Origin of the sequence: Bradyrhizobium sp. AUGA SZCCT0283 (genome assembly GCF_018130385.1) — a bacterium.
GTDB lineage: Bacteria > Pseudomonadota > Alphaproteobacteria > Rhizobiales > Xanthobacteraceae > Bradyrhizobium.
In genome coordinates this window covers 182,505-195,545 of record NZ_JAFCLU010000013.1, presented here as the reverse complement: position 1 = coordinate 195,545, position 13,041 = coordinate 182,505, and the positions used below count along the sequence as shown (strand labels likewise).

General features: G+C 60.6%; 12 protein-coding genes and 1 pseudogene. 5 read left to right on the top strand and 8 right to left on the bottom strand.

The features are described from left to right. Positions 1-707, top strand: a 707-nt coding sequence (locus JQ624_RS19850; RefSeq protein WP_212420582.1) for a tetratricopeptide repeat protein, incomplete at its 5' end; no start/stop codon positions are given. Positions 708-1,003: 296 nt separating this feature from the next. Then, a complete protein-coding gene (locus JQ624_RS19845) occupies positions 1,004-1,471 on the top strand; it encodes a hypothetical protein (protein ID WP_212420581.1) in 468 nt (155 codons plus the stop codon). A gap of 97 nt (positions 1,472-1,568) precedes the next feature. Here the strand turns inward: JQ624_RS19845 and JQ624_RS19840 are convergent, their stop codons facing one another. Further along, a complete protein-coding gene (locus JQ624_RS19840; protein ID WP_212420580.1) occupies positions 1,569-2,126 on the bottom strand; it encodes a hypothetical protein in 558 nt (185 codons plus the stop codon). Between the two features lie 265 nt (positions 2,127-2,391). Further along, positions 2,392-2,561, bottom strand: a pseudogene (locus JQ624_RS39725) (KUP/HAK/KT family potassium transporter); the annotation flags it as partial. A gap of 395 nt (positions 2,562-2,956) precedes the next feature. Here JQ624_RS39725 and JQ624_RS19835 point away from each other — a divergent pair. The 3 genes from JQ624_RS19835 (at position 2,957) to JQ624_RS19825 (ending at position 5,813) form a co-directional block, all read left to right on the top strand. Beyond that, positions 2,957-3,157: a hypothetical protein gene (locus JQ624_RS19835; protein WP_212420579.1), complete on the top strand. Its 201-nt coding sequence runs from the start codon at positions 2,957-2,959 to the stop codon at positions 3,155-3,157. 50 nt (positions 3,158-3,207) lie between these two features. Then, positions 3,208-4,782 carry an alpha-amylase family glycosyl hydrolase gene (locus JQ624_RS19830; RefSeq protein ID WP_312014452.1) on the top strand — a complete coding sequence of 525 codons (1,575 nt, stop codon included), beginning with the start codon at positions 3,208-3,210 and terminating at the stop codon, positions 4,780-4,782. Between the two features lie 104 nt (positions 4,783-4,886). After that, positions 4,887-5,813, top strand: a complete 927-nt coding sequence (locus JQ624_RS19825; RefSeq protein WP_212420577.1) for a glycosyltransferase family 4 protein — start codon at positions 4,887-4,889, stop codon at positions 5,811-5,813. Between the two features lie 60 nt (positions 5,814-5,873). Here the strand turns inward: JQ624_RS19825 and JQ624_RS19820 are convergent, their stop codons facing one another. The 6 genes from JQ624_RS19820 to JQ624_RS19795 form a co-directional block, all read right to left on the bottom strand. Beyond that, complete coding sequence (locus tag JQ624_RS19820) at positions 5,874-7,157, bottom strand: cystathionine gamma-synthase family protein (protein WP_212420576.1); 1,284 nt, start codon at positions 7,155-7,157, stop codon at positions 5,874-5,876. Positions 7,158-7,549: 392 nt separating this feature from the next. Beyond that, on the bottom strand, positions 7,550-8,410 hold the full coding sequence (locus JQ624_RS19815) for a DUF4118 domain-containing protein (RefSeq protein WP_312014451.1): 861 nt from the start codon (positions 8,408-8,410) through the stop codon (positions 7,550-7,552). A 150-nt stretch (positions 8,411-8,560) separates the two neighbouring features. After that, positions 8,561-8,716: a hypothetical protein gene (locus JQ624_RS19810; RefSeq protein ID WP_212420575.1), complete on the bottom strand. Its 156-nt coding sequence runs from the start codon at positions 8,714-8,716 to the stop codon at positions 8,561-8,563. 370 nt (positions 8,717-9,086) lie between these two features. Then, positions 9,087-9,854 (bottom strand): ABC transporter substrate-binding protein, encoded by a 768-nt coding sequence (locus tag JQ624_RS19805; RefSeq protein WP_212420574.1) that lies wholly within the window; start codon positions 9,852-9,854, stop codon positions 9,087-9,089. A 37-nt stretch (positions 9,855-9,891) separates the two neighbouring features. After that, on the bottom strand, positions 9,892-10,239 hold the full coding sequence (locus tag JQ624_RS19800) for a cytochrome c (protein ID WP_249129919.1): 348 nt from the start codon (positions 10,237-10,239) through the stop codon (positions 9,892-9,894). A gap of 94 nt (positions 10,240-10,333) precedes the next feature. Next, a complete protein-coding gene (locus JQ624_RS19795; protein WP_212420573.1) occupies positions 10,334-12,058 on the bottom strand; it encodes a PQQ-binding-like beta-propeller repeat protein in 1,725 nt (574 codons plus the stop codon). Positions 12,059-13,041: the final 983 nt, after the last annotated feature.

Below are 13,041 nucleotides of genomic sequence, written 5' to 3'. Positions count from 1 at the left end.
TGGAGGAACCGAATCTGATTTGCGCGCCCGAGGGAACCCCCTATAACCCTTCCGATTCAAATCAAGCGGAAAGCGCTCTAGCCGCTGCTGTGAACAATCGATGGTCTGCGTCCGTTGTTGAAGACAGAAAACAAGCGATCGACCTCATTGACAGAGTTCTGTCCAAAAACTCGGCAAGCGCGAGTGCTCATACGACCAAGGGGAACGTTCTTCTATTTGGACACCCTGAGGAGGCATTGGCTGAATACGATGCTGCGCTCGAAATTGATCCAAATAATCCAGCTGTCTACAGTGCTAAAGCAATTGCACTTGTCGTCTCCGGGCGGGCGCACGAAGCCTTCTCGCCGGCCCAATTGGCTCTCCGTCTCAGTCCCAGAGATCCTCTTGCTTTCCTTTGGCGCTATTGGCTCTGCCATGCACACCTGCACCTGCACCAATATGGAGAAGCGATCGAGGAATGCAGGCGCTCGGTCAATCTGAACAACTTGTACTGGTACGCCTATGTAGATCTGACATCGGCTTATGGAGCCACGGGGCAATCGGAACAGGCACGGCAGAGCTTGACTGAATTGAACAAGCTCCGACCAGACTTTACGGTCCAGTGGTACCGTGATCTTGGTTACTCAATCTCAAGCAACCCGCAGTTTCGTCGAGAGTTCGATGACATTGTCGATGGGCTGAGGAAGGCAGGCGTCCGGGAGCAATAGAGTTAATTCTAATCGCTTACTGACAGGGCGACGAACTTCCGCTTCTGGCACCTTTGAGACATACCGGCGGACTCTGAGGATGTCTGTTCATCGGGTAGACCGGAAGTATCATCGACGCACAGCCAAAACGACGCGGTTGACCCGGAGCAGACTTTCACCTTGTTAAGCTGCCGACCATCGAGGAGCGATTGATATGAATCAACATACCCAAAGATGTCATGCGGCTCTATATGAATGCACCGAGACCGAGCCAGCCGTGACGCTGTTATTTGGACGAGCCTTCCAGCGAGCTAGCCATGACAAGATCAACGCCACCCTTTGCCCTTCCCGATAAACTGCCTTTGGATCTCGATCGTGTTTGGGTCTATTGGAAGAGCTTGAAACGAGGCGAGAACAAAATCCCTTTTTGGGATGATCTGAAGCTCTCGTCACTGCCCGATCTTGGCGATCGGTTGATGCTGATCGACGTCTTCGAAAGGCCACAGCGGTTCCGTTTCAACTCGGTGGGGGAGAAAATCCAACAGAATTACGGCGGCGATCTTGTGGGTAAGTTCGCCGACGAGATCGATCCCAAAAATCCGCTCGAATTCTTTACTGCCCAAGCGAGTGTAACGATCGAAGCCAATGCGCCGACTTTTTTCACCAACACCACAACTTCCGAGAGCAGGCGAAACGTCGGCAAGGCCCGCCTGCTGCTTCCCATGTGGGGTAATGGACGCATTGAGATGATGTTAGGTGTAGTTACCAACGCATCGAAGGTCTGACCACTGACGTCAAGCTTGTAGCGCTGCCGGCTAATTTTGGAACTCGGTCAGGAGACGGCTTTCGGAAATCGCCGGCCCGCGTGTCCTGTTCTTGACGCTATTTCCTGTGCTGCCACTGAATGAACTTATCAAGCAGAGCTTGGGGTTTTTCGGGCGCTTCTTTGGCCGTTCCAGCCAAGGCGGGTTCGGAAACAGGCGGGTCTTCGCTTCCCTGTATCTTTTGAAACTGCTTGAATCCTTCAAGCAGTGCCTGGGAGTCTTCGGACGTCGCCTGGGCCGGCGTAGCCGATGCAGGAGTCGAAATGGAAACGGCGAGCTCCGAGGGATCACTTTTTGACCTTGGAAACACGTTAAACAAAACGAGCGCCAGGATCGCAGTGGCGCCGATCGCTACGGCAATTGCGCCCGCAGTGGCGAGCAGTCCGCGTGCTGGACGGCGTTCGTAAACGAACTGGGACTCCAACGGACGGGTGAATTTGGCGAAGGCCTCCTCGCGCATTTCATCAAATCGAGACAAAGGGGGATCGGGAGGCAAATGGCCTGAGCTCGTCTGCGGTGTCGCGTTAGATCGTGGATCCGCCATGCGCTCCGAGCGCGGCGCGTAGTATTCCGGACTATCGGGGTTGGGATGGTCGTTCGCGCCGCCGAAACGCATTTGCGCTACTCCTCACAATATCAGACCATCGCATCGGAACATTTTGCCACTCAAGGCTTCAGCCCGGGCTTCCGAGCACAGTCCCACATAAACTGCCGCGGGCATTCGCGCCCTGCGGCCCGCCGGGTAAAACTTCGATCCGCCGACCCCCGGCTTTAAGAGACTGATCCAAACCGGGATGCGTGTGGACTCAGATGTTCTGTTCCGCCCAAGAAACAATGAAACTGTTGCCGTCCTGCGACAATGTAGGTGGAACTTGTGGGGTTCACGCCCCCTGGACCGTGACCTGTGTTCCCACTTCGACCACCCGTCCCGTCGGGATCTGGAAGTAGTCGGTGGCGTCGTTGGCGGAGCGGCTGAGGCGGATGAACAGCAGGTCCTGCCAGCGCGGCAGGCCCGAATGCGCGGCAGAGGCTTCAGCGCACGGCGGGACAGGAGCAGAAGCTCCGAGAGATCGACGCCGCCTCAGTTGCCTCTGGCCGTTGAACCTTATTGCGCCTCCGCAGACAGATAATTGCCGGGGGATTGCACTGTCCGGATTCAACACAGCGCCACCAAGCATTATTCGGCTTGGGGGCGCTGTCTGCATGAGTGGCCTACTTTGATCCGGCGAATGGCCTGTTTCGGCCGGCGCCGGTCGTCCATGTTTGACCCGAGATTGTCCCAGGCTGCGGGCGGTGTCCCAATCCGTCTCGGACAAGTTCGGAGCGTTAAAGTTTCTTAAGTTGGCAACCGGACATAAAGGGAATCTACTGGTGATATCACCGCCCCGTCTTCGGCTTCCATCGGTGACTGAGAGTGTTGTGCTCCCGCCCGTTTCGGAGAGCACCATGCCCCGCACCCAACGCAACCAACCCAGTTCGCCGTTACCAGACCGCCTGACGCTGGAGGCCATGCGCCTCAAGGGCGAGGCGAACGAACTCCCGCCGGGTTCGTTGCGCGACGCCGGGATCAGAAAAGCGCGCCAAGCTGTAACCGCTTCCCGTTTGAATGAGTGGCTTTCGTCTCCCGGACTGCAAGCGCCGAAGTAAGGTTGCCTCAATTGGCGGCCTCTTTCGGAGTTCCCTGGTGGCGGACGGGTGTGATCTACCAAATCTACCCGCGCTCCTTTCAGGATACCAACGCCGACGGCATCGGTGACCTCAAGGGGATCGAGCGGCGGCTCGACTATCTGGCCGACCTTGGCGTCGACGCGATCTGGATCTCACCCATCTACCCCTCGCCGATGGCTGATTTCGGCTATGACGTCGCCGACTATTGCGACATCAATTCGCGCTTCGGCGCGCTCGCTGATTTTGACAGTCTGCTTGCACAGGCTCATGCGCGCGGGCTCAAGATTCTGCTCGACTTCGTGCCCAATCACACATCCGACCGGCATCCCTGGTTCGTCGAGAGCCGGGCCTCGCGCGACAATCCGAAACGGGACTGGTACATCTGGCGCGATCCCGCGCCGGATGGCGGGCCGCCCAACAACTGGATCAGCGATTTCGGCGGCTCGGCATGGCAGTGGGACAAGGAAACCAGCCAGTATTACTATCACGCCTTCCTGAAGGAGCAGCCGGACCTCAACTGGCGCAATCCGGCCGTGCAGGCGGCGATGCACGACGTGATGCGCTTCTGGTTCGACCGGGGCGTGGACGGCCTTCGCATCGATGTGCTGTGGCACTTGGTCAAGGCGGCGGACTTCGCGGACAATCCGCCCAATCCTGCCTATCAGCCGGCGATGGGCGATATGCACCGCGTGCTCCAGCTCCATTCGACCGACCAGCCCGAGGTGCATGAGATCGCCGCCGGCATGCGCGCCATCGCCGATCGTTATGGCGCCGGTGGACGGGGCGAACGTGTGCTGATCGGCGAGATCTACCTGCCGGTCGATCGGCTGCTGCACTACTACGGCCGGGAACGGGCAGAGGTGCACCTGCCCTTCAACTTCCAGCTCATCGATGCACCGTGGGAGGCGCGTGCCCTGGCGACGCTGATCGCCAGCTATGAGGCGGCGCTTCCGCCGGGCGCCTGGCCGAATTGGGTGCTCGGCAACCATGACCGCCCGCGCGTCGCAGCCAAGCGTGGGCCGGCCCAGGCCCGCGTCGCAGCGATGCTGCTGCTCACTCTCCGCGGCACGCCCACCCTCTATTACGGAGACGAGTTGGGCTTGAGCGATGTCGCGATCCCGCCTGCTCAGGTTCAGGATCCGCGCGGGCTGCGCGAGCCCACCCTCGCCTTGGGCCGCGATCCGGTGCGCACGCCGATGCCGTGGGATGGGAGCGAAAATGCCGGCTTCACCACGGCCAAGCCGTGGCTGCCGCTCAATGCCGACTGGCCTATTCGCAACGTTGCGCGGATGGCGCAGGAACCTCATTCAATCCTGGCGCTTTATCGCCGATTGCTGGCCGCCAGGCGCGCGCATCCGGCGCTGGCGATCGGCGACTTTGCGCTGCTGGACGCGGAAGGCGATATACTCGCCTATGAGCGTCGGCACGGCGCCGAGCGATTGATCGTAGCACTCAATCTCGGGACCCATTCGCAGCGCCTGGAGCTGCCGGACTGGGCGAGTGATTGCCGGGTGCTCTTGTCCACGGTCGCCGACGCAGCGCTGATCGGAGACGCCGCCGTGCTGCTACGGCCGGACGAGGGCATGATTCTGACGGCCAATTAACGAAAGCAACGAAGGACAATCGCGTGCGTATTGCCATGCTGGCTCCGATCTCCTGGCGCACGCCGCCGCGCCATTATGGTCCGTGGGAGTTGGTGACTAGCCTGTTGACCGAAGCGCTGGTGGCGCGCGGCATCGACGTCACCTTGTTCGCCACGAAGGATAGCCGGACGGCCGGCAAACTGGCCGGTGTCTGCCCGGCGCCCTATTCCGAGGACCCCACGATCGACGCCAAGGTATGGGAGATGCTCCACGTCGCCCATGTGTTCGAGCGCGCGGGTGAGTTCGATCTCATTCACAACCAGGCCGATTTCGTGCCGCTCGCCTTCTCGCGGTTGGTGGAGACACCGGTGGTGACGACGATCCACGGCTTTTCCTCGGAACGCATCCTGCCCGCCTTCAAGGCCTACGAGGATCGCGTCCATTATGTCGCGATCAGCGATGCCGATCGCCATCCGGAGCTGCGCTATGCAGCAACAATCCATCACGGTATTCGGCTGGAGGACTTTCCCTTCGACCCGCACGGCAGCGAAGACCTGCTGTTCTTCGGCCGCATCCACCCGGACAAGGGGGCGGCCGAGGCGATCGCGGCGGCAGGGCGAGCGGGTCGGCGGCTGATCATGGCCGGTATCGTCCAGGATCAGGAGTATCATAACAAGCATGTCGTTCCCGCGCTGGACGAGCGTTCCGTGGTCTATCGCGGCCCGGTGGGCGGAGCGGCCCGCACCAACGCCCTGGGCTCGGCGCGCGCCCTGCTCCATCTTATCAATTTCGACGAGCCGTTCGGACTATCGGTCGTGGAGGCGCTCGCCTGCGGCACGCCGGTGATCGCCTGCAACCGCGGATCGATGCCCGAGTTGATCGACGATGGCGTGACCGGCTTCCTGGTCAACAACGTCGATGAAGCCGTAAATGCGATCAGCCGTGTCGGCGAAATTGATCGCGCCGCATGCCGAGCGGCGGTGTCCGCGCGTTTTACGGTAGACCGGATGGCCGATCGATATCTGGATTTGTACCGATCGCTCCTTGGCTGAGGACCTGCCCGGCTTTCATTGGCCTTGGCTTCCGATGCTCGATGCGGTGCGGCCTTTTGCTCAACTCTCATGCAAAGCCTGCGCGATATCAGCGATCAGATCTGACGGGTGCTCGATACCGATCGACAGCCGGATCGTGGAGTCGAGAACGCCTATTTTTTGGCGGATGTCAGCCGGAACCCCGGAGTGCGTCATGCTGGCGGGCAGGCTGGCAAGCGACTCGGTGCCGCCCAGACTCACCGCCAGCTTGAAGATTTGCAGCGCGTTCAGGAATTTGAATGCGGCGGCCTGGCCGCCGACGATGTCGAACGAGAACGTGGAACCTGCGCCGGTGCATTGCCTCGCGAACAGCTGGCCGGCCGGCGAAGCCTCTTCGTGGTGGGCAAGGTAATGAACCTTAGCCACTTTGTCGTGGTCGCGCAGATAATCGGCCACGAGCCGCGCGTTTCTCTCGGCTTTCTCCATGCGGATACTCAGTGTTTCGAGCGACCGGCTGAGCATCCAGCAGGAATGGGGGTCCAGTTGGGTGCCGATGGCGCCTCGCAACGCCTTGACGTCCTTCATGAGGGCTTTTGAGCCGAGTGCTGCGCCCGCGATCAGGTCCGAATGACCGCCGATATATTTGGTCAGCGAATACAATGAAAGGTCCGCGCCGTGTTCGATCGGTCGCTGAAACACCGGGCCGAGCAGCGTATTGTCGCATGCTACGATCGGCGTGTGCCCCTGAGCCTGTCCGATCAGCTCGGCGACGCGGCGGACCATCGCGATATCGACCAGGCCGTTGGTGGGATTGGCCGGGGTTTCGATGAAGATCATCGCAACCCGGCCTTGGCGCATGGCATCCTCCGCAGCCAGCTTGACTGCGGCTTCCTCGATGCCGTCGGCAAAACCCACCGCGCCGATCGAGAGACCCGCAAGCGTCTTCGTAAACAGGGTTTCCGTCCCGCCATAGAGCGGTTGAGAGTGCAGAATGACGTCGCCAGGGCGGACGAAGGCGAGGATCGTGGTCGCAATAGCTGACATGCCGGACGAGAACAGCGCGCATTTCTCGGTGCGCTCGTAGACAGCGAGCCTGTCCTCGACGATCTCGCTGTTGGGATGATTGAACCGCGAATAAACCAGGCCCGCGCCCATCCCGTCGGGAGGCTCGCGCCGTCCCGAGACGAAATCGAAGAAGTCCTGCCCGTCTTCGGCGGTCCTGAAGACGAAGGTTGACGTCAGGAAGACCGGCGGTTTGACGGCTCCTTCCGACAATTGCGGATCGTAGCCGTAGTTCAGCATCAACGTTTCGGGATGGAGCATGTGGTTGCCGATGTGGGTCTTCGACGGAAACGGTTTCACCATGGCTTTGTCTCGCTGTCTGAAATCGGAATCGTCCTGCGTTTGCATCCAATGGCAAGGCGGTCAGGAGAAGTGAATGCGCCGGCATCCAATGCCGGTAACGTTGCCGGGATCAGCGTAGCAAACATCCGGGGCTTATTCGCTGGCTCCAGGCGATTTCGCAACGCTCATTCGCGCTGCGGGCTTCCGCTATGTCACATTGTCACGCGTACGACGGCTTGTCCGCGGCCTGAACTCGTCGGCCCTCATGTTCCCTGTCGGCGAGGCCTGTTAGGCGGGGTAGAGTGGACATCGTCCAGGGCCGCAACGACGTCCGCTGATGACCACTTTTCATGGCGCCATGACCGGCAACACGGACGGTCGGCATCTGGAAATAGTCGGTGGCGCCCTCGGATTCAGCTTGCGGGCCGGGCATCGTGTCTAGCCCGTGCATGTTGACGGTCAAGCACCAGCGCCAAAACATGCGCAACTATGTTAACCGGCACGTCTGGCGCCAAAGGACGTTCGTCCGGGTCGAACGCGAGTCCAATGACGGCATTCTGGCCTTCGGCCGTCTCCACAGGCCAAAAGTCAAAGCGCGAAGCCAGATTCGGGTAAACGCCGCTGCGCACGGCAGTTCCAGTCTCCAGGGAGGAGCGCGCCGCCTCCAGTTCGGCCTCCTGGGGTTCTACGTCGCCGACTTGGTCAAGGGAAACCACCCTGCCCTCCGCAACAAGCATCACGACGACAGGAACTTGGAAGAGTGCTGCGAGAGCTTGCGAAGTGATGGAGACGATTGCGTTCGGATTATCGGCCGCGACGACATCACGGCTGTAGCCTTGCAGCACAGCCGCCTGCCTTCTTAACAGTGCCGCCTCCAGCGCCCTCCGGCGGGAGGTAAAGGCAACGCCACTCACGATGAGACCGACGACAAACAGCAGTCCGATCGCCCAGATGTTCGCCGGGTCGTCGACGGCCAATGTGTAGCGAGGCTCGGTAAGGAAAAAATTGAAGGCTAGAGCGCCAAGTATCGCCGAACAGAGTGACGGACCCAAGCCGAGGCCAATGCCCGCGATGATCACGGGAACCACAAATACGAGGGATAGGTTGGGGATGGTCACCTTGCTGTCAACGCTGACGGCCACGATCGTCGCGGCGGCGGTCATTGCAATTGAAGCAAGGTAGCGCACCAACTCCAATGCCATCGGGCCCAAAAGAGGATCGGCATCGGGCGCCGGTGTGATGTCCTGCCGCAGCTTCGATTCAACGTCGGCCACCGGTTCAACTCCTGCTTGGCACTCAGGCGACAACTCGGCGGTTGAGGAGCAAACCCGCCAAAGCGAGATCGCGGCTCTGATAAGCCAACCAAGTATATCCCAACTTCGCCGGAAAACAGGCACAGCGCCGCAGGGCATCTCGTATCACGTTCATGGCCTGCTGCCGTCGGCAAGGATTATCATCGCGTTGACGGCAATGCTGACAGTCAGAAGGACACCGAGCAGCACGGCCAGGCGCATGGACTTTTTCGACATCCACTCCGCGAAAAGGGCGCGGCGTTCCTGAACAACAACCTGCGCACACATGAGTTATTCTCCTTTCCGTTCGGCCGGGATTTTCGACCGCACGAGAGAGATTGGTTTGCCGGCATATAAAATCGAGAGTGCAAGCTGGCTGGCGTTATAGGAACATCATAAATGTCCAATGCCGCCGATCGCGGTAGCGGGCTACGGCTCGCGAATGTCTCTAGTCGGCACTTTTCAGCCATGGCGCGATGATGTCCGTCTTGAGTCCGTCGTGCGCTTCAAAGCGGACATCGGCCAACGATCGGAAGTGCTGCAGTCTCCTGATGACGGCGGTTCCGTCAGTCCATGCGGTCAATGTTGAGACTCTTGGCCCGATCAAGCGTTGATATCAGAACACTGCAAAGTCGCGACGACGCGCACCGGTGCGCAACTATTTCGGCGATTGCAGGATGACACCATAACGCCGGTATATTCGATCGATCGTGCCGTCGGCCCGCAGCCGCTCCAGAGCCGCATCGATCGCATCGCGCAGGCTGTCATCCGGGCGGACCATGCCAACAGCGACATTCCAATTGAGGTTCGCCTCGCTCTCGTCGCGATCCAATATGCGGAGCGCCTTGTCCGGATGGGTCAGATTGAAATAGCTCGCCGCCGTCGGCGTGACCGCCGCCGCGTCGATCTCATGGTTGGCCAGAGCCTCGAGGCTGTCGATCTCAAACCCGAAAGTCGACGTCGCCACACGCCGCTGGCCGATGATCATCGCCGCCATGGATCCGACCTGAACCCCAACCTTCGTGTGTTCGTTCAGGCTCTTGAACGACGTCAACTTGCTGGCCGACGGCACAGCCAGAGCAACGCCCGTGCGATAGTAGGGTTTTGAGATCCTCAAATTAGTCTCGCTCTGCGCCTCGCGATCGGCAATGACATCCAGAAGAATGTCGCAGCCGGCGCTGCGCATCTGGTACCGTGTGATAATCCAGTCGAGCTTCAGCGAGACGCCGAGCTCGCGTGCCAGCGCCCGTCCCAATTCGACCTGAAACCCGGGAGGGTCGCCAACCTTGCTCGCAAATGGAAGCGAGTTGGGATGAGCACATAACCCGAGCGCGCCAGACGAGCGGATCATGTCGAGGGATCGCGCCTGCGCCGGACCCATCAGCCCGATGACGGCGACGATCAAGAGCGGGAGGATTATCTTCATTCCGTGTCCCCGTGTGGATGGATCTGGTCTCGGCGGCTCAGCCCTCGCGCGGCTTCAAGGCCCGGATGTATTTGATCATCTGATCGATCTGCGCGTCGGTGAAGGCGCCATCGAATGCCGGCATCGCGCCTTGCTTACCGTGCTTGATGCGGTTACGCAGAAAGTCATCGTCGCGCTGCGAATTCATCAACTGCGGCCCCTTGCCGGCAGCCCGGCCGCCATCGGAGTGACAAAAGCCGCAGGTCCCTGCGAACAACTGCTCGACGTCGAGCGCCTCGTTGTCGGGCGCAGGGGTGGCAGACTGCGCTTGAACCGGCCCGGCACACGCCAATGACGCGCCCAGCACCGCCGATAGCAGCGCGATCTTCTTCAAGTGCAAATTCAAGACGTCCAGCTCCATTTCCCTGAAACCCACTCAGCCGCTTCAATGCACGGGGAGCAAGCTTTCGCCTGCTCCCCGGCAGATCGTCTGCGATAGCCTATTTGAGGCTGTAGACGATGAGCGCGCCGTCGTCGCGCGGCATGCTCTTGAAGACGCCGCCAAACGTTGCCGCATAGTCGTCCGACAACATGCCGCCGAAGCCCGCGGTCACGGCGATATATTGCTTGCCGCCGACGGAGTAGCTGACGATGCCACCCTGATGGCCGGTGCCGTTGTTGTGATTCCACAGCTCGGTCCCCGATTCAGCATCGTAGGCGTGAATGGTGCCGCGCGCATCAGGCAGGAACACGAGATTACCTGCGGTCGATAGCAAGCTCGCAATCGGCGGCTCCGGGTAACGAACCTCCCATTTCTTCGCGCCGGTCACAGGGTCGCGCGCGTCAAGATGACCATAGATCTCGCCGCCCGGAGGTTGCGTAATCTTGAAATCGGCGCCGATGTTGAGCTGGGCCTGTGGAGTCGTCACCGGCGTCGTCTTCTGGACGTCGAGCGTCATGCACCATTCCTGGCCGATCTTGTAGTAGAGCCCTGTTTTCGGGCTGTACGACCCGGAATTCCAGCTGATGCCGCCACCAATGTATGGGCACAGCGGCGGGTCGGTTACCTTCCCCGCAGTGAAGTCGCGACGCCCGATCAGCGCACCCGTCTTGGGATCGATATCCTTGACGAAGTTGATGTTCTGAACGAGCCGCCAGACGTTCTTGACAGCGAAATTGCGGTCGTAGACGAAGATGAAGCCGCCCTTGTTCGGATGGACCACGAGCTTCTGGCCGTCGCGCTCGAGCATCAAGAACTCGCCGACGGCGCTGTCAAAGTCCCAGGCGTCGTGCGGCAGCTCCTGATGGTAGAATTTCAACTTGCCGGTATCGATATCGAGACCGATCACTGAGGTCGTGTAGAGATTGTCGCCGGGACGCGCGCCTTGCGTCTTGTAGTCGGGGCCCGACCAATCGTAGAGCGGCGCCGGGTTGGCAGTGCCCCACAAGATGGTGTTGGTCTCGGAATCGTAGGTACCGGGCATCCAGCCGCCGCCGCCGCCGGTGCGCCAGGAGTCACCGCCCCAGGTCTTCATGGCTTCGTCGGTGCCGGCCACCGTCAGGAACTCCCATTTCTTTTTCCCCGTGGCGGCGTCGACGCCGAAGATCGGGCCGCGGCCGGGCCACTCACCTCCCTGCGAGCCGATGATCACCATGCCCTTGGCATAGAGGGGCGCACCGGTGAAGCCGACAGTCAGCTTCTGAGAATCGATCAGCTTGGTGTCCCAGGCTACCTTGCCGGTCTTCGCGTCGAGCGCGATGAGCCGACCGTCCACTGTGCCGACATAGACTTTGCCTTCTCCAAGGGCGGCACCGCGATTGTAAGGCGAGTGCGTCTGCCGCGCGACCAGCACCTCGTCGAGTTCCGGGAAATAGGACCAGATCACCTCGCCGGTGGCGCCGTTCAGCGCGAAGGTTCGGCTGTAGGAGCCGGTGTAGTAAAGCACGCCATCGGCCACGAGCGGCATCGACTGCAGGCCGCGGGTGGATTTTCCCGGAATATGCATCCAGGCGACACCCAAGTTTCCGACGTTGCTGGCGTTGATCTGAGCGAGCGGGCTGTAGTGATACGACTTGTACGACCCGTGATAGGTCAGCCAGTCATTCTGGCCGCCGGCCTCGATCCGCGCGGTATCAACCGATTGAGCAAAGGCTGACGATGCGGCAAGTGTCGCACCGATCGCAACAGCAACAAATACAACAGGGTAGCTTGACCGTTTCTTCATGGGCACTTCCTCCGGTTCGTTTTGCTACATTACCTTCCATTGCCTGGCCGCTGCACCCGATCACTTGTCGACGTGATCGTTATCATGCAGCGTGCGGGACCATTCCGATTTCGTTTTCATGAGACGCCCCATCCCCGCTCGGGATGGAGCCCGAGCGCAAGCCAACCATTTCCCGGCCGCGGTGGGCTCGCATCTCGGTAGCCGCTGCCTTGAACAACTATCCGACACGATCGTGTTCCCTTTGTGGGCGACGTTGATACTGACAGCGACATTGCCGACATCGCAATTGATGCATCGCACCATCGGGTGTCGGCCCACCCTCCGCGCGCATGGAGCATTCCCGGCCTACACCGGCTTTGCTGTAGTCTAGCATAGTAGCACGCGCGTCGGCAGATCCCCGCTCGCTGGAAACCGTCATCGAGCGCGCGGCGCGTTGACGCTCTGCGCCAGCCCCAACGCGCTGCCGTTTGCAAGCAAGGCCGGACCGGTCCCGGGATTTCAGATCGAACTCGGCGAGAAAATTGCCGAGCAGCTCGGTGTCAAGCTCACGCGGGAGTGGGTCGTTAGCGCGATCCAGTATCGCCGCGCCGATTGCGACCTCGTGCTCGACGTCATTGCCCGCAAGGATACGCCGCCCGGGGGCGGTGTGCGGATTTCGCGCCCCTACCATCGCAGCGGCGTCGTGCTCACGGTGCGCGGGGATTCGCCGGCGTCCTCGCTGGCAAGTCTTGGTTCCAATCAGCGGGTCGGGGTACCGGTCGGCTCGCTGGTCTCGATGACGCTCGCCATGGGGCGGCGCCGCCACGTCTCCGTTCGTGTACGAGGACGAGATCGTTGCAGCGTTGGCCAATCGCGAGATCGAGGCGGCCGCCGTCACCCCGATGACGGTCGGCTGGTTCAACCTGCAGCATGCCGACAAGCCGTTGCGCCTGATTCCGGCGTTCGACAACGACCACGATTTGAACTGGAATATTACGGCCGGG